The following is a 20,559-nucleotide window of genomic DNA, read 5'->3' as shown; positions in this document are numbered from 1 at the left end:
AACTGGCAGCGACCGCATCAGTTCAACAGCGGGCTAGCGCCCGCTGTTGCCGAAGAAAAACTTAACGCAGTGTCCGGGATTAGTTGACCACTACACCAAAGCCCCTGACACCTAGATGCGCCAAAATGTCCGCTGTCGGGATGTAGTCCTTAGTGACGAACTCACTCTGGAACCTCAAGTAATCCAGGATGCTGACTTGCAAACTCTCGTCCTCGTCCGGATGCTGTCCAGCCTGCTCGATGAATCGATCCGACTGGCGAAGAGCCTCTTGATGCACCTGGTAGTCAGCATATTTCGACTCATCCATGGGCGGGGGTAGCAGGGAGTTAAATTTAGGTGGCCACTCCAACAGACCCAACGTCTGTTCACGAAGTAATTTCTTATAGACCTGAGCGACCTCTCCAGTCGCCTTCTGCTCGTAGATCTGGGCAACCGATCCCGCGAAGAAGTCAGCCACTTGAATCAGCACATCGTCTTTACTGGATCTGGTCTGGAACGCATGGTCATCCCCAAAGAGGTCATCGACGTAACGATCCTGAACGTAGGCCTTTAGGCTCTCCTGGAACTCAACCCCACCATGCTCATCAACGGTCATCTGCAGGTTGCGGCAACTAGTGAAGAGCCGGCCATACAGCAATCCATTTATGTGCTTTACGAACGAGGTCTTGAACTGCAAGCCTCCGTCTTTGTAGATGCGCTCCTTGTCCACGACCACGAAATAAAGCTTGATCGGAAGCTCTGCGAGATCGGTGAGGATATGAACACGTCTACCAGCGTCTTTTGCCCGCACCTTACTTGACTTGATTTCACCCGTTTGGAAGTGCTGCCGGCGAAGATCCTCTGCACGCTGATAAGCCGCTTGTAGGTCTTTCTCAGACACAAGGATGGAGCACACCACGAAGAAGCCAGAGCTTCCCGCCTTGGATGTGTCTAGATCAGAGTTACCCGACTCATCAACATAGGCATACGTTCTGTCCAATCAGGAACTCTCCCTCATCAGTAGGTGGCTGTGCTGCTACCAGGTGCAGGGCCTTCACTGAAGGTGTAATTGATGACCACATCATCGCGGATGAGGACATCCAGAGTCTTCTGCGTACCGGTGGTGGTGACCTTCATCGTCACCACATAGCTCTGAGCATGCGCAGAGCCAGACGTGTACATGTAAATCCACTTCTCATCGGTCTCGCTTACAGCACTCTTCGTGTAAGGCTCACCGAAAAGTGCTTTCAGCTCAGTCGTCGTAGTCTTTCCTTTGGTGATGTTACCCACACTTGCCGAAGGAAAATCTCGGCCAGCGGTGTAATGGGATGTCGCGCAAGCACTGAGCACAAAGCACATTCCAACGACAGCGATGAGCCTGTTCATAGTCTTCCTTGATGCCTGAAAAACTTGAGCTTATCTCGCAGAGCGGCTAAATGCCATCACTCAGCTATGCCGTACACGTTTCATTATCTTCCATCGTTAGTCGCGGGCATCCGGAGCTTCTCAGACACCCGTGACTGCGGCATTCAATCGCCGCAGTCTCTCTGAATAGGTTCCGAAGGAATTCCTTACGCGGACAACCACCGAAGCATCAGTGAGCCTCACCTTCAGACTTCGTTAAGAAATACCTTGGATACTCCTCTCCAACCTATACAGGGAGGCGATCTGCCAATGCCCCATTTCGACTGGAACACTCCCCTGCCCCTGCGCTTCGGCCAAGCCGAGACGCCGCAGCTGACATTGACCGGTGCCATGCCAGGCGACAGCCTGCGACCCGCATTCGAAGCGTTTATTCAGCAACGCTTTCGCAAGGCTCACGGCGCCGACATCCGTCATTTCATGCCACAGCTGTTTGGCATGAGCAAAGCCTATGGCGAGTTATGTGCGGTCGCCGGGGTGCGCCTTGCACATGACGAACCACTGTTCCTGGAACGTTATCTAGACGAGCCCATCGATCCGCTGATCAGTGCTGCTGCCGGATACCCGGTGGGTCGGGCCAGCATTGTCGAGGTCGGCAACCTGGCTGCCTGCGATACCGGCAGTGCGCGACTGAGCATCATCGCCATCACCTGGTTACTGGCCATGGGCGGCCTGGAATGGGTGGCATTTACCGGCAACATCGGCTTGGTCAATAGCTTCCATCGCCTCGGTCTGAAACCGGTGACGTTGTGCGCAGCCGACCCGGCCCGACTGGGTGACGATCGCTACAGTTGGGGCAGCTATTACGAGAGCAAACCCTGGGTACACGTCGGTAACATTCGCGCGGGATTCATCCATTTGCGCAACAGTGGTCTGTTCACTCGGCTGGGTCTGCCGTCATCCATTGAGGGCACTAGCCATGTCGCTTGAGTTACAACGTTTCCAGAAGACCCTGCATAGCCATATGGAGTGCAACCCACACGCGATTGCACTTTGGGATGATCGGGTGAGACTCGATTACGCCACTCTTTACGCCGAAGTGTCGTACCGCCAGCAACGCCTACGCGACAACCACGTTCAGGTTATAGCCTTGGCACTGGATAACGGCGTTGAAGCAATACTCTGGGATCTTGCCGCGCTGTTCGAGGGCTTGACTTGCGTAACCTTGCCGCCCTTCTTTAGCCCAACACAGCGCGCCCATTGCCTGGAGCAAAGTCAGGCGGCAAGGGTGATTTCGGAACCGGAGCTGGATGCTGAATTGCTTGCCTTGGGCTATGAAAAAAGCGGCGAGTTCTGGCGCCGTACATTCGCCGGCCCGAACCGGATGCCCCCAGGCACGGCCAAACTGACCTTCACCTCCGGTACCACCGGTACCCCTAAAGGCGTGTGCCTGAGCGCGGAAAACCTACTACAAGTAGCAAGAGAGCTGGATCAAGCCAGTAAACCTGCTGACCCGCAGCATCACTTGGCATTGTTGCCACTAGCAATCCTGCTGGAAAACCTCGGTTGCTACGCCGCACTGTACGCTGGCGCAACCTTGAGCTTACCGAGTCAAAAAGCCTTGGGCATTCAAGGCGCCAGCGGCGTCAACTTACCCCGGCTACTCGAGCGCCTTACCAAGCGCGCACCCGAGAGTCTGATTTTGGTGCCGCAGTTGCTGCAGATGTTGGTCAGCGCCACTGAGCAGAAAGCCTTCGACCCACAGAAATTGCGATTTGCTGCTGTAGGAGGAGCGCGCGTCTCTGAGGACTTGTTGCTCCGAGCTGAGCGCGTCGGTCTGCCGGTTTACGAAGGTTACGGATTATCTGAGTGCGCCTCTGTGGTGTGCCTCAATCGTCCCGGTGCACAGCGCCTGGGAAGCGTTGGTAGACCCTTGCCTCACATCCAGGTGAAGCTGGCAGAAGATGGTGAAGTACTGATCAAGGGCTCGGCACTGCTCGGCTATCTGGGCGATGCACCTTACGCCGAGGATTGGTGGCCCAGCGGCGACCTCGGAGAGCTAGATCCGGAAGGCTTCCTTTACCTCAAAGGTCGCAAGAAGCATCAATTTGTCACCAGTTTCGGACGCAACGTCAACCCGGAATGGGTAGAGGCCGAACTCACCCAACGCCGCCACATTGCCCAAGCTTTTGTGTACGGGGAATCGCTTCCACGCAATCACGCTCTGTTGTGGCCCCATCGTACCGATTGTACTGATGCAGAACTTGCTGGGGCTGTAGCGGAAGCTAACGACGCATTGCCCGACTACGCCCAAGTTCATAGCTGGACGCGCCTGCCCTATCCCTTCACGGCTGCCAACGGCCTGCTGACTGCCAATGGCCGCCCGCGCCGCGACGCAATTGTCGAGACGTTTCACGCGCAACTTACCGAATCTGCCGTATCTGAGGAGTCTGCATCATGAGTTTTTTCGACACGCTTCAAGAAGCTACACATCAAGAGCGCCACGAACTGTTCAACCTGCCGATAATCCTCGACGCACTTGAAGGTAAGGTCAGCCTTGAGAGTTATCGGGAATTTCTTGCGCAAGCCTACTACCACGTCCGCCACACGGTGCCACTGATGATGGCCTGCGGCGCGCGACTGCCAAGCCACCTCGAATGGCTACGCAAAGCGGTATGCGAGTACATCGAAGAAGAATACGGCCATGAACAGTGGGTGCTTAACGATATAGCCGCCTGCGGCGGTGACCGTGACGCCGTGCGTGACAGCCAACCCTCAATGCCGATTGAACTGATGATCAGCTTTCTTTACGACTTGATTGCTCGAGGCAACCCGGTAGGCCTGTTCGGCATGGTCAATGTGCTGGAAGGCACAAGCATTGCCCTGGCCACCCATGCAGCGGGCAGCATCCGCGAGCATCTGGGTCTTCCAGAAAGCGCCTTCAGCTATCTCAGTTCCCACGGTTCACTGGATATCGAGCATATGCAGACCTACCGCCGCCTGATGAACAGGCTGGAAGACCCCGCAGACCAGGCGGCTATCATCCATGCGTCAAAAGTGGTGTATCGGCTGTACATCGATATGTTTCGTGGCTTGCCCCGGGCTGCGGAGGTTCATCATGCAGCTGCATGATGCCCGGGTGGTTTTGACTGGCGCCAGCGGTGGGATCGGCCAGGAAATTGCCAGGGCTCTGTGCGCCGCCGGCGCCCAGGTGCTGGCGGTAGCTCGACATCAGGAATCCCTGATGCCGTTGCTTGAGCGCTATCCGCAAAACTTGTTCTGGGTAGCCGCCGATCTCACGCTCCTCAATGATCGTCGCAAAGTACTGGCCGCCGCCGAAGCCATTGATGGCATCAACTTGTTGATCAATGCTGCCGGCGTCAACCACTTCGCCATGCTCGAACAGCTGGATGACAATGAAATCAACGCGATGTTGAGCGTGAACGTCAGCGCCCCAATTTGCCTGACCAAACTGCTTCTACCGTTGCTCAAGCAGGCCGACAGCGCCATGGTGGTCAACGTCGGTTCAACCTATGGCTCGATTGGCTACCCTGGATATGCCAGTTACTGTGCCAGCAAGTTTGCACTTCGCGGCTTTTCCGAAGCCCTGCGCCGGGAGCTTGCCGACACCCGGGTCGGCGTCCTCTATGTCGCACCACGCGCCACCCGTACCTCGATGAACAGCTCTGCCGCCCAAGCGCTCAACGATGCACTCAAGGCAAGCGTCGATGATCCACAGGCGGTGGCAGCGGCGGTGATCCACGCCATTGCTGGTGACCGTCGCGATCTCTATCTGGGGTGGCCGGAGCGATTTTTTGTGCGGTTGAACAGCCTGTTGCCCAACTTGGTGGATCGTGGCCTGCGCAAGCAATTGCCGCTGATCCGGCGTCTTAGTCACACCCACGAAAATGAGCACCTCAAACCATGAAAAAGACCGTTGCCTGCCTGCTGCTCGGCATGTTGAGCCAAGGCGTCTGGGCGCTCGACAACTCGGATCAGCAACGCCTTAATGACATTCAGCAAAGCTGGGCGCACATACAATATGAACTGCCAGAGCAACAGCGCGTAGCGGCGTTCGCGCAATTGGCGGCACAAACATCGTCGTTCACGCGAGATCGCCCAGTGTTAGCCGAAGCGTGGATCTGGTCAGGAATCGTTACCAGCAGTTGGGCGGGTGCTCAAGGCGGGCTGGGCGCCCTAGGTAAGGTCAAAGATGCCAAGGCCGATCTGGAAAAAGCCCTAACTCTAGACGCCGATGCCTTGCAAGGCTCGGCCTATACCAGCCTTGCTGCACTCTACGACAGAGTACCCGGCTGGCCGATCGGTTTCGGTGATGCTGACAAGGCAGAGCAACTGCTTCAGAAAGCGTTGCAACTCAATCCTGCCGGCATCGATAGCCTATATTTCTGGGGCGATCACCTCTACCGCCAGAAGCGCTACGCTGAAGCCAAGGTTGCCCTGCAAAAGGCACTACAAGCGCCTCCACGACAGGGCCGGGAAAGTGCTGACGTTGGACGGCGCAAAGAAATCGCCGCGCTACTGGAAGACGTTAACAAGAAACTCGACTGACTGGAGTTTGCGTGCGTTTATTACTGATCGAAGATGATGTCGCCCTGGGCGAGGGTATTCATCAAGCGCTAGGGCGTGAAGGTTACACTGTCGATTGGCTCAAGGACGGGAGTAGTGCTCTGCACGCCATGCTCAGTGAGACCTTCGACTTGGCAGTGCTTGACCTTGGTTTGCCACGTATGGACGGACTAGAAGTACTCAGGCGTCTGCGCGATAGCGGTTCCAACCTGCCGGTGCTGATCCTCACGGCCCGTGATGCAACAGAAGACCGTATCGCCGGGCTGGACGCAGGCGCCGACGACTATCTGATCAAACCGTTCGACCTGGCCGAGCTGAAGGCCCGTCTACGTGCGTTGTTACGCCGCAGTGCCGGACGAGCACAGATGTTGATCGAGCATGCGGGCATCTGTCTGAACCCTGGCACCCAGCAAGTCAGCTACCAGGGCCTGCCTGTAGCCCTGACACCCAAGGAATATCAGTTGCTGCATGAATTGCTGTCACCTCCTGGTCGCGTGATGACCCGAGATCAACTGATGCAATTGTTGTACGGCTGGAACGAAGAAGCCGAAAGCAACACGCTGGAAGTACACATCCATCACCTGCGCAAGAAGTTCTCGACTGATCTGATTCGCACAGTTCGCGGCGTGGGATATCTGGTGGAGGAGCGTCGATGACGTCAATCCGACGTCGCACACTCACCCTGATAATCGGCTTGATGCTCTTGGGGTTTGCGGTGATCAGTGCGCTTAATTTTCACGACAGTAATCACGAAATCACGGAAGTCTACGACGCTCAGCTCGCACAAAACGCACGGCTTCTACAGGGTGTCATGCGCATGCCGCTACAGAGAAAGGAGTACGCCGAGCTCTATCAGGCCTTCAATACAGCATTAGGCGAAGCCGTACCCAGAGTCGACGGACATCCTTACGAAAGCAAAATCGCGTTCCAAGTCTGGAACAGCCAAGGTGAGCTCCTTGTGCATACGGCGAGCGCCCCCTCTTTTCACACCCTGCCTGGCAAGCCCGGTTTCAGCGATGTCGTGGATCTGAACAATCGGAATTGGCGCGCTTTCATGTTGGAAGACAAGCGCAACGGTATGCGGATTTGGGTGGGCGAGCGCGATGATGTGCGAGCTGACCTCGTTGAGCGTATTGTGCGCCACACCTTGTGGCCCAACGTTTTGGGCAGCTTGATTCTTGCGGCAATGGTTTGGCTTGCCATTGGATGGGGTCTCAGGCCGCTCGCGAATATGGCTTCCACCCTTCGTGCTAGACACAGCGGGTCACTGGAGCCACTTCAATTGACCCCCCTTCCGAGCGAGCTGGAGCCAATGCAGGCAGCGCTCAACCGTATGCTGGCGCAAATTCAGGAAGTGCTTGGGCGTGAGCGACGTTTCATTGCCGACGCTGCGCATGAAATGCGCACCCCCCTGGCGGTGCTAAAGGTACATGCCCAGAACTTGTTGGAAACACAGAGTGAAGAAAGTCGGCGCGAGTCACTAGAGCATTTGATTGCGGGTGTGGATCGTACCAGTCGATTGGTCAACCAGTTGCTGACGATGGCTCGCATCGAGCCGCAATCAGTATCCACTACGCCATCAACCATTGATCTTGCAGCCACCGTCCGCGACAGCCTGGTTCAATTGACGCCTTGGCTGCTGAGCCAGGGACTTGAACTGGTATTCGATGTCAGCGACGACACCTACAACGTCAGAGTTGATCCGACTGCCATCAATATTGCGTTAAACAATCTGGTAACCAATGCGGCAAATTTTTCTCCGGCACACGGCCTGATCACGGTGCGTCTTGGAAGAAAAGGCGACCACTACGAACTGTCTATCGAAGACGACGGCCCAGGTATCGATGAGTCCGAGTTTGGCCGGCTCCTTGAACGTTTCTATAGTCGAGGTAATGACCAGGGAGCAGGACTGGGGCTCGCTATCGTGAAAACAATTGCAGATCGTATGGGAGGGCAGATAACGCTAGAAAATCGTAGTCAGGGAGGTATGCGTGCAACGTTAGACCTACCCTTCAAGTAATACTCTCAGATTCGCAATCAGTCTCCCGTCGGTGGGCCCAGTGGCTGGGCTCGCGTCGGATAAAGCCTTGAAAGTAGCCATCCGTAAATTGGTTGGGAAGACTCATGTTTGACATACATCAAACGGGGGCGCCCCGACAGGTGTAGATAAGAATGGTGATTTACGAACCTCTCCATCCCTTCGGAGTAAATCCCATGGCACCTGTTCAATCTAACGCGCAAACACCATCTACTCCCGCCTTTCCTCCTGAAAAAGGCGAACACTGGATCGAGCCGCTAAAGGATGGTGGGCACGTCCTCATCAGACCTCTGCGTGCAGAGGATCGCGAGCGAGAAAGGGCCTTCATCATGCGTCTTTCACCAGAGTCGCGACACTTTCGCTTTTTGTGCCAAATCAAAGAGCCAGGAGAAGCCATGCTTGATCAGTTGATGACCGTCGATCAGCGGGAGAAAATGGCATATGTGGCTTTGGCACACGTCAAAGGCGAACTCCTAGAGGTCGGTATCAGTCGTTATGCAGCAGGCGCCCAGCCAGATGAATGTGAGTGTGCGGTTACCGTTGATGATCAATGGAAGCATCGCGGCCTAGGAGCGCTGTTACTTAGCCACCTGATCGATAAGGCTCGGGCGAATGGGTACAAAGAGATGTACTCAATCGACTCGGCGGCCAATACGGCGATGCATGATCTAGCTCGTGATTTCGGCTTTTCGACTGCGCGTGATCCCAGCGATGCCTGCCAGGTTATCCATCGCCTTTCATTGACTTGATGAGCGCTGCGAAGCTGCAGACTGCTCACCAGAAATCACACGGTTCAAACATTGCTGCTCGTCCTCCTCAGTGATGCCTTGGAAATCACTTACTTCAAAGACTGAAGTGTTGAACAGGGCGAGCCGCAATACACCATTTCTGTCCAGAAATACCTCAGACAAACACAAGCAGATGGGCGAAGAAATAGATACCGACCTCCCATCCTCCCCCGGGAACGCAAGCTGATCGTTGAGGTTCGTTTCACAGGCAGCAACGATGGTACGAATTGATCGAGCCGCGTAGTACAACGTTGTGGGATACCCCACCCCTATGGTTATCAGAAAACACAAAACCAAGTTCGATTCCTTAGCGTAGGTCGAGATACGATCAACCTTATGCCGCCACCCTGTTGAGCCAGGATTGAAAATAGCTTTACCAACAAACAGGGTGTAACGATGTTGCACAATGACCCCAACGCACAGACTGATCGCAACAAAGCCCAGTAAGATCCAGGGCTTGGCCGTAAGCAACTCAACAGCACCATCGAACCAGCCTGCAATAGATACCAACACTACGAAGCTCACCACTCCAGCAATTATGCCGAAGCTAGCTCGTGGCCTTTTCAACCAGGCTTTAAGCTTCTCTTTACTGGTTGCGTTCATGGTCAATACCCTCACATTAGTCCGTGCCAAAGTAGGCTATACGGTGCTGGGCAACTAAAGCTCTACGGTTTCAAGGTGCTCTGGCACTGACACCGACTAACCAAGCTCAAGGCTGATTCGGCGCCGCAGCGTATCAGCTGCATGGGGTTCACCATGCACCACAAAGGTATGCCGAGGGGGCCTCTTGAAGCCCCGCAACCACTGCATGATTTCATCAGCATCGGCATGCGCCGACAGACTCTCCATGGCAGAAACCTGAGCGCGTATCGGGACATCCTCACCGTGCATACGGATTGTCCTAACTCCAGCAATGATGTCCGCTCCGCGAGTACCACCGGCCTGAAACCCAGAAAACAACAACGTATTGCGGGGGTTGGGAGCCAGCGCCTTCAGGTGATGCAGTACCCTGCCCCCGGTTGCCATGCCACTGGCTGCGATGATCACCGCAGGGTCGCGAAGCTGGTCAAGGTGTTTTGATTCGTCGACTGTACGAATGATATGGGTGCTACGGCACATCGCTGCGCACTCCTCGGCAGATAGGCGATGCTCTTGGTGAAAGCGCTGATACAGCGCGGTGGTATCTGATGCCATTGGACTATTGAGGTAAACCGGAATATCTGGGATTCGGTGCTCTCTTTTGAGCGCATACAGGTAGTACATCAATAATTGCGCACGCCCAACGGCAAATGACGGAACCAGGGTGATGCCGTGCCTTAGCAGTGTTTGATTAATGACATTGGCGAGATACGTCTCTGGAGCCTCCTTCGGGTGCTGTCGGTCACCATACGTAGATTCGACCAAAAGAATGTCTGCGTTCTCGATCAGCTCCGGGGTTCGCATGATAGGGTCGTTGGGGCGCCCTAGGTCACCAGAAAACACTATGGTTTGGCCTCCTGCATTTATTTCGACAGTCGCGGCACCTAAAATGTGACCTGCAGAACGAAGATAGACCTGCAGACCGTCGACGATTTCAACCGAGTGATGTAGTTCCAGCGGGCGGAGATGTGCAAGTGCTCGCTTCGCCTCCTCTTCCGTGTACAGCGCCTGGGCGGGGTGGTGTTTGGAGTAGCCACGTCGGTTTGCATAGTCGGCTTCCTCTTCCTGTAGGCGACCACTGTCGAGCAACAGGATCCTCACCAGCTCACAAGTGGCCGCAGTCGCATAAATCGGCCCACGAAACCCATTCCGAACCAGAACTGGAAGGTAACCGCTGTGATCGAGGTGCGCATGGGTAAGGACTACCGCATCGATTTCATCCACTGGTATAGGCAAAGATTGCCAGTTGCGTAAGCGCAACTGCTTGTATCCTTGGAACAGTCCACAATCGACAAGCACCTGCGTCGAGTTGTGCTGAAGTAGATACTTGCTTCCGGTAACCGTACCCGTCGCACCAAGAAATGTGAGCTGCATGATTCTGACCTCGAAAGCTGGCCGGAGGGCTCTAGTTGCCGGAATTAACAGCCAGTACGCTGCAATGTGCCGAGTTCACTATCCGGTCTGTCGTATCACCGAGCAGTTTGCCCAAGCCTTTAGGTTGCACTATCCCCATAACCACAACATCAACAGCCAAATCGCGCACCAGATCGCTGATAGCGTTCACTGGCGGCCCTTGGACAAAATGTCGACATTCAGTAGCAACGCCGTAGAAGTCGGCCAGTTCATCATAAGGTTCGCGTAATACAGCAATTAGCTCCTCAACCCAGTCCAAAGCCGCATTCGAATCGGCAACAAAGATTGGTGAAATGTCATAGGCAGAAAGCAGGTGCAACTGAGCATTGCATTGCAGCGCCATGGCCGTGGCTGCGCGGATTATTTTGTGATTGAAGTCGTTTCCTTGCTCCGAATTGGCCGTATCGACGGCTGCAAGGATTACGTTGGGAAGAGGCACATTGCCATGCTGGACAAAATGTACAGGTACCGGGCTGGCGCGCATCAGCTCGCTATCGAAAGAGACCCCAAACACCCGCTTGAGCGCTGAAACCTCATCAATGTCCTTGATGACCATGTCGGGACGAAGCGTGTGAATGCAGTCAACCACGTCCTTGACGGGATCGTCGGTCAATGCTGCCTGGCTGGTAGCGCACGCATCGTCTATATGTATTGCCCCAACCGTTTCCGTCAATCGATCACGATATTGTGAGAACTGCTCGGCGATTTGCTGTTCAACCTCTACTTCTTCTCGCCAGTTGCTAAGCCCATTAGGTTCAAATAAACCCAAGACATGCAACCCTGCCCCCGTCGTTTTAGCCAAAGCCTTGGCGCGTTGTGCCGCTGGCGAGGTCAAATCGGCATCCAGGGCAAGCAGCAACAATTGTTGGTACTGACTCATCGCAAACCTCCAATCATGTCATCGCCTACCGGGAATCGAAGCTCAGGTACTAAATTCTGTGCCTTGACCCCGCTTCAGACTTGATTCAGATCAGAAAGGCTGCGACACGCAACGAACTTGATTCAAGTCAGAACGAGGATGCTGGTGAGCAGTACAACAGTAATCGGCAAGCTCCCTTTGATGACTGTAAGCCCGGAGAGCGCGATGAATAACGATATCGATTTTGGCGATCTGTCCAAGGAGCACTGGATAGAGTCGTTGAACGACGGTACTTCCGTACTGATTCGACCACTGCGTGAGCCCGACCGTGAGAGGGATCATGAGTTTGTAGGGCATGTGTCTTACGAGTTGAGACGCTTTCGCTTCCTAGCAGGGTTTAGCGGGGAGGCATCATCGTTTTTCGAACGGTTGATGGATGTGGACTACCACCACCGCATGGCTTACGTCGCGTTGATGTATGATGGTGGCCAACTGCGTGAAATCGGCGAAAGCCGCTATGCGGCAGTCCCCGACAGCAAGAACTGCGAGTGTGCGGTTGCCGTAAGCGAGCCATGGCAGCGCAAAGGCTTGGGTAGACTGTTAATGAATCACCTGATCAGTGCCGCACGCAGCAATGGCTATGAGCGCATGATTTCACGTGATCTCTCAAACAACTACGGGATGCATCGACTTGCGAAAACACTCGGTTTTTCCTCACGCTACCTGGCTGGAGATGTAACTGAAATCATCCATGAGCTCGACCTACATGGATGATCATTTACCTCAGCGCGGTATTATCCGAGCTCCGAAACCGCGCTGAGGCAGGTTCTTTGTCAGACCACTGGAGTTTCCGGGGTGATGACCAGGACACTGCTAGGCATTTTGTAAAGTACCCTTTCAACCGTGCTGCCGATGTACTTGGCCAAACCACGGTGGTGCACCCGCCCCATCACTACGATATCGGTACCTTGAGCTTCGCAGAAGATGCTCAAGACTTTTGCTGGGTCGCCCATGATCATATGGCAACTCTCCGGATCAATACCGTTGCGCTCAGCTAGCTCGCGAAAGGCGTCGCTTTGGGCTTCATGCAGACTTTCGGCAACATTTGAGCCAAACAAAAATGATTTACGCCCGAGGTTCTCCGCATCCGTTTGCATAGAGGTCAAATCATAGGCATACAAGATCTCCACCTGCGCCTTACATTGCATGGCCAATTTCAACGCCTCAGTGATGATGCGGTCATTGAATCCTTGGTACTGATCCTCGGGACGCGATAGGTCAACGGCAGCGAGAACTTTACGAGGTATAGCATGGCTGGCCTTGTCGACAAAATGCAGCGGCACCGAGCACTCCCGTAACAGCCGGATATCAAGTGTAGTGAACATCGCCCGCATCAGGCGCGACTCATGCTCTATGTCCTTGACCACCATTGCAAACGGCTGCTCCCTTAGATGGGTCAGGATTTCATCCAGGACATCGTTCACCCAGACAACCTCTGTGGTTACCGTAAGCCCGTTCCTACGCAGGGGTACGGCTTGGGTTTCAAGCCACTGGCGGTGCTTTTCGACATAGGCCTGGCGCATCACTGCCAGTGCCTGTTCATTGACCAGCCCTGCGGTGGCAAGCCCCTCAAGGTAATCAAAAGCCACTATATGTAATGCAATGCCTTTGGCTTTTGCCAAAGCAGCAGCACGGTCAAAGGCGTCAGTGCGCTGCATCAAAGGGGGGGCGATGAACAACAAGCGTTGATAGTCGGACATGACACACCTCGCACTAAGCGATGAGTAGGTACGCACCATCCTGCATCCGTCCAAGGCTGTGTGTTTGACTTGCATCAAAATCGGATGCACACCACCTCAAAAGGACACGGCGATTGGGTGTAGCACACGACCATCGGCGCAGTCCGACGCACGGTAACCTAACTACAAAAAATGGATTTGATTCCTTGATCCCAGTCAATTGATTCGATGATTTTCAGCGCACGCTAAGCAGAAGTGAATGCCACGATCCCAAAGAGGAACCGCTGCCATGGCTACCATGAAAGCTGCAATTTTTGTGGAGAAAAACCGGATAGTACTGGACGAAAAGCCAATTCCGGACATTGGCCCCGCCGATGCGTTGGTGCGGCTCACAACCACGACGATCTGCGGAACCGACATCCACATCCTCCGTGGTGAATACCCTGTCGCCAAAGGGCTGACCATAGGTCATGAACCCGTTGGTATCATTGAAAAGCTCGGCGCCCAGGCTCAAGGCTTTAGCGAAGGACAGCGGGTCATTGCTGGCGCAATAACCCCAAGCGGCCACAGTAATGCGTGCCTGTGTGGATGCTCATCCCAGGATGGGCCGGGCACCCTTCATGGATTCAAGGCTATTGGTGGTTGGAAGTTCGGCAACACGATTGATGGCTGCCAGGCCGAGTATGTTCGGGTGCCTGACGCCATGGCCAACCTTTCACTGATCCCCGATAACCTTAGTGACGAACAAGTCTTGATGTGCCCAGACATCATGTCTACCGGGTTCAGCGGTGCAGAACGGGGTGATGTAAAAATCGGTGATACGGTCGCCGTATTTGCGCTAGGGCCCATTGGTCTTTGCGCGGTGGCCGGTGCCCGCTTGAAAGGTGCAGGCACGATCATCGGTGTCGATACCGTAAATACGCGTATGACCGTTGCCCGTCAGCTAGGTGCTACACACGTAATCGACTTCACACAAGGCAATGTCGTCGAGCAGATCATGGCGATAACTTACGGCCGTGGGGTCGATGTCGCGATTGAAGCACTTGGAACCCAATCGACATTTGAATCAGCGCTGCGGGTGCTACGTCCGGGAGGAACCTTATCCAGCCTTGGCGTTTACTCTTCAGACTTGCGGATTCCCCTCGATGCCTTCGCTGCGGGCCTAGGCGACTACAACATCGTGAGCACATTGTGCCCCGGCGGCAAAGAGCGTATGCGACGCTTGATGGAAGTCATCGCCAGCGGGCGCATTGATCTGGCGCCACTGGTGACGCACCGGTTCAAGTTGGACGACATTGAAGCCGCCTACGAACTATTTGGACATCAACGGGACGGTGTCATGAAAGTAGCCATTACGCCCTGAATTACATGTGCTTTCAGCAGCTTGAACACCTGATGGCATGGACGCCGTTCCTGATTCGATCGAATGTGGAGCGCGTCAAATGTTCAAATTACTCCTTCTGTCCATCCTGCCGCGACTAGCCCCTGGTGCAATGCTCAACCAGACTAGAAAACGCTTGCTTGGTCTCGTCGGCGGCAAACGGAGCTACCGCGCCCCAGACCTGGAACTCATGTTGCGCCGCGAAGTGGGATTGCCCTACCAACCTGTCCTGTTCGCCAGGAACATCGGGGATCAGTTCATCGTCACCGCAGACTTGCAGTCTGTAGGTATCGACAGCTTGCAGATTGGGATTACAACGCAGCAATTCACCTTAAGCGGTTGGGTGGTGCCGGATGCTGCCGACGCCTCGACGACAGCTATCTCATCTGAGTGTGGGTGGTTTAGTTCTTCACGAACCATTCCGCCGTCAATGGATCTTGACCATTTCACTCTCAATTACCATCAGGGTTTGTTGGTATTCAGCGTACCTAGAAAGCACTCACAAAACCGGCGTCCTTTGCATTCCACTGCATCGATTACGGAGTAGCATCAATGAACGTCTACATTGAAAATCATCCGCGTCAAAACCGTTGGTGGGTACACCTGGACGTATGGATGGTGAGTTTTCGAAGTATTGACGAAGCGACAGCCTTCGTTGATCGACTTAATACTCGATTGAACGCCCCACACTCCCTGGCGATGATTGCTAGCTATCCTCTGGTACCTGGCAAGCTCATAATTCGCGACCTGCATGACCCTATTGCCCCATCAGGATCTGCTACCCCGGTATCGGAGGTGAGAAATGCATAGTCTCCTGAACGTTGCCACTGACCTAGAGGAACGTAATCCCATAGGGGTGGTATCACCGATCAATGTAAACCCATACAGGGCGGCTTGCGTGGATTGCAGGGTCAGTTCGTTGTGTCTTCCAACTGGCTTGTGCAAACACGGAAACGACCGTTTCAGTGAGCTGATCAGGCAGCGCATACGGATCAAGAAAGGTTACGGCTTGTATTACGCCAACGACCCATTGGAATACCTTTATGCAGTACGCCTCGGAAGCTTTAAGACCTGCTTTGCAAATGCGGAAGGACAAGGGCTGGTAACCAACTTCTGGATGACAGGAGACACAATGGGGTGCGATGCGATCAGCACCAACCGGCATGTATGCAGTGCATTTGCTCTTGAGGACAGTGAAGTTTGCCTTATTCCTTATCAACGCCTAGAGTCGTTGGCCCATGAGTTCCCGTTCCTACAACAAAGCCTCAATAGGCTGCTCAGCAGTGAAATTGTTCGAGAGCATAAGCGGCTTTTAATGATGTGCAACCTCACCGCAGAAGAACGAATGGCCAGCTTTCTACTAGGCTTATCCAAACGATACGTAGAACGCGGGTTTTCCGCCCATAGCTTTGTTCTGCGCATGTCGAGAGATGACATTGCGTCCTATCTGGGGTTGAGACTTGAAACCGTCTGTAGATGCATAGCACACCTGCGCCACCTGGACGTAGTGCAGTTCAGCGGACGTACAGTGGAAATTTTGAATTTGCCTGGCTTGAAGGCTCTAGAACATGGCTACAGTAAAGGCTCAGCGGCAAATCAATAAGCTGGGATGTATTTCAGCCCGTCCCAAGCAGCCTCGACAACTGCCCTCCCCCGCGCATCGATGCGGCAGTCATGCTTGAAACCCTGGACATTACCCATCTCGCTGCTGCCTTGGGTATAGGTATGCTCGTAGGCCTGGAGCGTGAACGCAAAAAAGGTACCGGGGAGCATCGTGCGTTTGCCGGACTTAGAACCTTTGCCATCACGTCTGTACTGGGTTACGTATGCATGGCCGTAGCGGGTACGATGTTGGTCGCCATCATGAGTATTGCCTTGGCAATCATCGTTGCAGTCGCCTACTGGAAACACTCTGGCAAGGATCCAGGCATCACCAGTGAAATTGCTCTGCTTTTCGTCTTGCTACTCGGCGCCTTGAGTTATGACCAGCCCGAACTGGCTGTCGCTGTCGGGGTCGTGCTTACGGTTGTTCTCGCATTCAGGCAAGAACTGCATCGATTTGTCCGCAATCAACTGACTGAAAGCGAAGTCCGCGATGGGTTGGTACTGCTGATAGCCGTGTTGGTCATTCTCCCCTTGGCACCCGATCGCTTCGTCGGCCCATTTGGTGCCATCAATCCCCGCACAATCTGTACCCTGACCGTACTGCTGATGGGGGCTGGGGCATTGGGTCATATTGCCTTACGTGTGGTAGGCAAGCGCTATGGCTATACCCTCAGTGCCATCGCATCTGGGTTTGCTTCAGGCTCGGCGACCATCGCCCTGATGGGACATCTGGCCCGAAGTGAACAGTCGTCTGTCAAAGCGTTCAGCGCCGCAGCGATATTCTCTAACCTAGCGACTATCGCGATGTTGGGTCTGGTGCTGGGTACAGTCGATCCGGCTTTTTTGGGGGAATTATGGGCTTCTATTTTGCTGGCTGCGTTCACAACAGTGGCATATGGTTCGCTGCTCCTCGCCCCATGGAACCCTGCGCTTGTGCAGGCCGCAACCCAAGTCGGCGACAGTGCTTTCAATCTCAAGGTCGCCCTCGTTGTGACTGTGGCCGTAACGGGCATCACGTTGCTGTCCTCGGCACTGCTGCATGCCTTTGGACACAATGGTGTACTGATTGCGTCGGTATTTAGCGGCCTGGCTGATGCTCACGCAACGGCAGCATCTATCGCGTCGGTGGTAAAGTCCGGGCAACTATCAATGGCCGACATTGCGGTGCCCGCGCTGACCGCAATGAGCAGCAATACACTTACCAAATGTGTTCTAGCCTGGATCAGCGGGGGCGCAAAATTTGCCGCTTATGTCATAGTCGGTCAGTTGGCGATCATTACTTCGATGTGGGCTGGATTGCTGCTCCAGTAAAGGATCCGCCCCTTCTCTCAAGGCTGAGACACGATGGCACTCATGGATCTTTAACGAGCACGCCAGCTTTCAAGCAGGCTGAAGAGCGCCATTCCCACCAACATCGCAAGTACGAATACTAGTATTTGCCAGTGGCCACTTAACACCAGGGCGAGTGCAGGCCCCGGGCAGATACCGGCAATACCCCAACCGACACCAAATACCAGGCTGCCCACCACCAACTGCCGATCTAGTGCCCGCATCCGAGGCATTTGCATCGGCAAACCAAGCATCGAGCGTGTTTGTTTGCTGCTCCACTGCATGGGCAAAAGTGCCACCCCGATAGCACCCACCATTACCAACCCGAGTGATGGATCCCAGCTTCCTGCCAGATCCAGAAAGCCGATTACCTTGGCTGGATTAACCATGCCCGCCAACAACAAGCCAAGGCCAAACACCACACCGCAGATAAAAGCCATTACCCATCGCATGCTCATACTCCTGCCAGGTGACGGCTAACGAATACAACTGCAAATCCCGCGCACATAAAGCACAGTGTTGCGACAAGTGAACGAGGCGACAGACGCGCCAGTCCACAGACACCATGCCCACTGGTGCAACCTGCCGCGTAACGTGTTCCCAGGCCAACCAGCAAACCGGCCACAAGCAACCCTACCCAGTCTGTCTGAAACTGTACGACCGGCCGACCCGCAAATAACCGCCACACTAGGGGGGCGACCAACACCCCCAGGAGAAACAGTGCTTTCTCGCCTCTGCCCTCGCCCTTCTTTTGCAGCAAACTGCCCAGCAGCCCGCTAATACCGGCAATACGGCCATTCACAAGTGCAAACAGGCTCACGGCAAGCCCGATCAACGCACCGCCGAGCAAGGCCGACCAAGGTGTGAAATTGACCCAGTCGATAGTCATTTCGGCTCCTTCGCACAGAACCATTGATACAAGGTTTTAATCACCGCCAGGGCAGCTGGACTATCGATGCGATAGAAAATCTGCTTACCTTCACGCCTTGTCGCCACCAGATCTTCGCGCCTCAAAACCCCTAATTGCTGAGACAAGGTGGGCTGCTGAATGCCAAGCAGGGACTCCAGCTCACTTACACTGCGCTCACCTTCAGACAACTGGCATAGCAACAGCAGTCGCTCTGGATTTCCCAGGGTTTTAAGCAACTGAGCTGCTGCTTCGGTGTTGCCGCGTAACTGCTGAACATCCATCGCCAGTCCTTCTATGACTGTAATCTCGCTCACATGATACATCTAAATATATTATATAAAATAATATAATATAATATAATACAAAACCTGCAAGTACCACGACCGATCAGGTTCCGACGATATGCCCCGGCGACGTTGGTGCCGAAGGTCTCAAAGGGCCTGCCCATGCCTTGGAAGGCCAATAGAAATTAGCGCAGCCAACAGCACGAATGCCGAGGAAACCAACCTTCCGAGGCACCGGGTATCGAGCGTGTCCTCGCCGGCTTGAGAGAGTGCATCGGCGATGACGATCAACTGACAACTGAATCGCCCCGGGCTTTCTAGACACCTTGCAAGTTCTTTGGACTGCCCCCGGAAAGGTGGACATCCCCGGCCTATGCTTTGAGCATAGGAGGAAGTCTATGAGTACCCAGCGATACACCCCGGAATTCAAGGCGGAAGCCGTCAGGCAGGTGGTTGAACGCGGCTATTCAGTCGCGGAGATTGCCGCACGCCTCGGCGTCTCGACTCACAGCCTCTACAAATGGGTGAGCGCCGTCACCCCTGATAAATCAGAAAAGCAGGCCAGCGAATTGCTCGAAGCCAAGAGCAAAATCCTGCGGCTGAGGGCCCAGATGCGCCGCATTGAAGAAGAGCGAGATATCCTAAAAAACCGCCTCCCCGGCGCGCCGCGTCCCACTGGACTAGAAACACTACGTACTACATTGAATCCGCTGGACAGTGGTCGCTGGCTTTTGGGAGGCTAAGTCCCCGTCAAAAAACTTGACCCAGGGAAACCTGCGGCAAGTATCGTGTTGCTCGTTTGATGCGCGTCCACAAGATCAAGGCGCTACGCGGATACAAGGCACCCCGCCCGATCGCTGGGCGCCCCTCAATCATCGGCCCCAACCATCTCAACCGAGAGTTCACCGTCGATGCGCCCAATAAAGCCTGGGTGACCGCTGGCAAGGCTGCCTGTACTTGGCTGTGTTAGTGGATCTGTATGCACGCAAGGTGGTTGGCTGGTCGATGAAGCCGACTCTAGCCCGCGAGTTGGCCTTGGATGCATTGCTGATGGCCCTCTGGCGACGCAAGCACAAAAGTCGGGTCATCGCTCACTCGGATCAGGGCAGCCAGTACGGCAGTGATGAATGGAAACGATTCTGTGCTGCCAACAACCTAGAACCCAGCATGAGTCGGCGCGGCAACTGTTGGGATAATGCTCTGGCTGAATCCTTTTTCAGCAGCTTAAAGAAAGAGCGCATAAGCAAGCGCATCTATAAAACCCGTGATCTGGCTCGGGCCGATGTGTTCGATTACATCGAAGTGTTTTACAACCGTACTCGCCGTCATAGTCACTTGGGCGGTGTCAGTCCTGAGGCCTTTGAAAGCGCCTCGTTATGAGACCGGAAAATGTCTATCGTAATGGGGGTAGTCCAGTTTAAGGCAAAGAGGTGTCTACGAAACCCGGGGGGATTCAGACCGATGGATGGCTTAATAGCAAATCAGGAGCCCTGAGGGCATTTTTTAGTACCCCGGAATTCAGTCCTTGACACCCTAGATGCACTGCAGTTACGTTAAAAATGGCTTATCTACGGACAGTCCCCAACGCACCCAAGACGTTTGTCAAGACCCATCAGACCCGCTGGGAGCAGGTTCCTGCCCATGAC

The 20,559-nt window shown here is 54.5% G+C and carries 22 protein-coding genes and 2 pseudogenes; 15 read left to right on the top strand and 9 right to left on the bottom strand.

What is annotated here, in order from left to right; genetic code table 11:
* Positions 1-79: 79 nt before the first annotated feature.
* Complete coding sequence (locus ACIOVF_RS27435) at positions 80-979, bottom strand: DUF3800 domain-containing protein (RefSeq protein WP_401294011.1); 900 nt, start codon at positions 977-979, stop codon at positions 80-82.
* 17 nt (positions 980-996) lie between these two features.
* Entirely contained in the window at positions 997-1,365 is a 369-nt protein-coding gene (locus ACIOVF_RS27430; RefSeq protein WP_401294008.1) for a hypothetical protein, read from the bottom strand.
* 288 nt (positions 1,366-1,653) lie between these two features.
* Here ACIOVF_RS27430 and ACIOVF_RS27425 point away from each other — a divergent pair, with 288 nt between their 5' ends.
* The 8 genes from ACIOVF_RS27425 to ACIOVF_RS27390 all read left to right on the top strand — a co-directional run bounded on the left by ACIOVF_RS27425 (position 1,654) and on the right by ACIOVF_RS27390 (position 8,715).
* A complete protein-coding gene (locus tag ACIOVF_RS27425; protein ID WP_401294005.1) occupies positions 1,654-2,331 on the top strand; it encodes a thermostable hemolysin in 678 nt (225 codons plus the stop codon).
* Positions 2,321-3,802 carry an AMP-binding protein gene (locus tag ACIOVF_RS27420; RefSeq protein ID WP_401294002.1) on the top strand — a complete coding sequence of 494 codons (1,482 nt, stop codon included), beginning with the start codon at positions 2,321-2,323 and terminating at the stop codon, positions 3,800-3,802. The genes ACIOVF_RS27425 and ACIOVF_RS27420 overlap by 11 nt, the downstream gene beginning before the upstream one ends.
* Positions 3,799-4,473 (top strand): TenA family transcriptional regulator, encoded by a 675-nt coding sequence (locus ACIOVF_RS27415; RefSeq protein ID WP_401293999.1) that lies wholly within the window; start codon positions 3,799-3,801, stop codon positions 4,471-4,473. The genes ACIOVF_RS27420 and ACIOVF_RS27415 overlap by 4 nt, the downstream gene beginning before the upstream one ends.
* Positions 4,460-5,269 carry an SDR family oxidoreductase gene (locus ACIOVF_RS27410; protein WP_115086622.1) on the top strand — a complete coding sequence of 270 codons (810 nt, stop codon included), beginning with the start codon at positions 4,460-4,462 and terminating at the stop codon, positions 5,267-5,269. Before ACIOVF_RS27415 ends, ACIOVF_RS27410 begins: the two co-directional genes overlap by 14 nt.
* On the top strand, positions 5,266-5,910 hold the full coding sequence (locus tag ACIOVF_RS27405; RefSeq protein ID WP_401293996.1) for a tetratricopeptide repeat protein: 645 nt from the start codon (positions 5,266-5,268) through the stop codon (positions 5,908-5,910). Before ACIOVF_RS27410 ends, ACIOVF_RS27405 begins: the two co-directional genes overlap by 4 nt.
* Positions 5,911-5,921: 11 nt before the next feature.
* Positions 5,922-6,584, top strand: coding sequence for a response regulator (locus ACIOVF_RS27400; RefSeq protein ID WP_115086620.1), 663 nt, complete (start codon positions 5,922-5,924; stop codon positions 6,582-6,584).
* Entirely contained in the window at positions 6,581-7,948 is a 1,368-nt protein-coding gene (locus tag ACIOVF_RS27395; RefSeq protein WP_401293993.1) for a sensor histidine kinase, read from the top strand. The genes ACIOVF_RS27400 and ACIOVF_RS27395 overlap by 4 nt, the downstream gene beginning before the upstream one ends.
* A gap of 194 nt (positions 7,949-8,142) precedes the next feature.
* Entirely contained in the window at positions 8,143-8,715 is a 573-nt protein-coding gene (locus ACIOVF_RS27390; protein ID WP_203583957.1) for a GNAT family N-acetyltransferase, read from the top strand.
* On the opposite strand, the gene ACIOVF_RS27385 is transcribed toward ACIOVF_RS27390, so the two are convergent.
* From ACIOVF_RS27385 to ACIOVF_RS27375, 3 genes are all read right to left on the bottom strand, one after another.
* Positions 8,704-9,357 carry a hypothetical protein gene (locus tag ACIOVF_RS27385; RefSeq protein WP_203583956.1) on the bottom strand — a complete coding sequence of 218 codons (654 nt, stop codon included), beginning with the start codon at positions 9,355-9,357 and terminating at the stop codon, positions 8,704-8,706. The two genes, ACIOVF_RS27390 and ACIOVF_RS27385, sit on opposite strands and share 12 nt — an antisense overlap.
* 96 nt (positions 9,358-9,453) lie before the next feature.
* Positions 9,454-10,767, bottom strand: coding sequence for an MBL fold metallo-hydrolase RNA specificity domain-containing protein (locus ACIOVF_RS27380; protein WP_401293990.1), 1,314 nt, complete (start codon positions 10,765-10,767; stop codon positions 9,454-9,456).
* Between the two features lie 31 nt (positions 10,768-10,798).
* Positions 10,799-11,686, bottom strand: coding sequence for a universal stress protein (locus ACIOVF_RS27375; protein WP_401293987.1), 888 nt, complete (start codon positions 11,684-11,686; stop codon positions 10,799-10,801).
* Positions 11,687-11,890: 204 nt separating this feature from the next.
* On the opposite strand from ACIOVF_RS27375, the gene ACIOVF_RS27370 reads away from it, so the two are divergent.
* Complete coding sequence (locus tag ACIOVF_RS27370; RefSeq protein ID WP_401293984.1) at positions 11,891-12,439, top strand: GNAT family N-acetyltransferase; 549 nt, start codon at positions 11,891-11,893, stop codon at positions 12,437-12,439.
* A 59-nt stretch (positions 12,440-12,498) separates the two neighbouring features.
* On the opposite strand, the gene ACIOVF_RS27365 is transcribed toward ACIOVF_RS27370, so the two are convergent.
* On the bottom strand, positions 12,499-13,425 hold the full coding sequence (locus ACIOVF_RS27365) for a universal stress protein (protein ID WP_401293981.1): 927 nt from the start codon (positions 13,423-13,425) through the stop codon (positions 12,499-12,501).
* Between the two features lie 268 nt (positions 13,426-13,693).
* Between ACIOVF_RS27365 and ACIOVF_RS27360 the strand changes: the two genes are divergently transcribed.
* The 4 genes from ACIOVF_RS27360 to ACIOVF_RS27345 all read left to right on the top strand — a co-directional run bounded on the left by ACIOVF_RS27360 (position 13,694) and on the right by ACIOVF_RS27345 (position 17,701).
* The gene (locus ACIOVF_RS27360; RefSeq protein WP_401293978.1) at positions 13,694-14,767 is read left to right on the top strand and encodes an NAD(P)-dependent alcohol dehydrogenase; all 1,074 of its coding nucleotides are present in this window, start codon (positions 13,694-13,696) and stop codon (positions 14,765-14,767) included.
* A 79-nt stretch (positions 14,768-14,846) separates the two neighbouring features.
* Positions 14,847-15,332, top strand: a complete 486-nt coding sequence (locus ACIOVF_RS27355) for an Hsp20/alpha crystallin family protein (RefSeq protein ID WP_401293975.1) — start codon at positions 14,847-14,849, stop codon at positions 15,330-15,332.
* Positions 15,333-15,587: 255 nt separating this feature from the next.
* Entirely contained in the window at positions 15,588-16,388 is an 801-nt protein-coding gene (locus ACIOVF_RS27350) for a helix-turn-helix domain-containing protein (protein ID WP_401293972.1), read from the top strand.
* Between the two features lie 71 nt (positions 16,389-16,459).
* Positions 16,460-17,701 carry a DUF4010 domain-containing protein gene (locus ACIOVF_RS27345; RefSeq protein ID WP_203583949.1) on the top strand — a complete coding sequence of 414 codons (1,242 nt, stop codon included), beginning with the start codon at positions 16,460-16,462 and terminating at the stop codon, positions 17,699-17,701.
* Positions 17,702-17,751: 50 nt separating this feature from the next.
* On the opposite strand, the gene ACIOVF_RS27340 is transcribed toward ACIOVF_RS27345, so the two are convergent.
* From ACIOVF_RS27340 to ACIOVF_RS27330, 3 genes are read right to left on the bottom strand one after another with little or no spacing between them, the layout of a single operon-like run.
* The gene (locus tag ACIOVF_RS27340; protein WP_115086608.1) at positions 17,752-18,171 is read right to left on the bottom strand and encodes a DUF6691 family protein; all 420 of its coding nucleotides are present in this window, start codon (positions 18,169-18,171) and stop codon (positions 17,752-17,754) included.
* Positions 18,172-18,173: 2 nt separating this feature from the next.
* Positions 18,174-18,608 (bottom strand): YeeE/YedE family protein, encoded by a 435-nt coding sequence (locus tag ACIOVF_RS27335; RefSeq protein ID WP_258610662.1) that lies wholly within the window; start codon positions 18,606-18,608, stop codon positions 18,174-18,176.
* A complete protein-coding gene (locus tag ACIOVF_RS27330) occupies positions 18,605-18,910 on the bottom strand; it encodes a metalloregulator ArsR/SmtB family transcription factor (RefSeq protein ID WP_115086606.1) in 306 nt (101 codons plus the stop codon). The genes ACIOVF_RS27335 and ACIOVF_RS27330 overlap by 4 nt, the downstream gene beginning before the upstream one ends.
* Positions 18,911-19,126: 216 nt before the next feature.
* On the opposite strand from ACIOVF_RS27330, the pseudogene ACIOVF_RS27325 reads away from it, so the two are divergent.
* A pseudogene (locus ACIOVF_RS27325) lies at positions 19,127-19,234 on the top strand (chromate resistance protein); the annotation flags it as partial.
* Positions 19,235-19,311: 77 nt separating this feature from the next.
* Positions 19,312-20,293 (top strand): annotated as a pseudogene (locus ACIOVF_RS27320) (IS3 family transposase).
* Positions 20,294-20,559 lie beyond the last annotated feature (266 nt).

Origin of the sequence: Pseudomonas sp. NPDC087612 (assembly GCF_044743505.1) — a bacterium.
Taxonomy (GTDB): domain Bacteria; phylum Pseudomonadota; class Gammaproteobacteria; order Pseudomonadales; family Pseudomonadaceae; genus Aquipseudomonas.
Note: the sequence above shows the minus strand (reverse complement) of the source record. Positions and strands in the feature narration are given on the sequence as shown.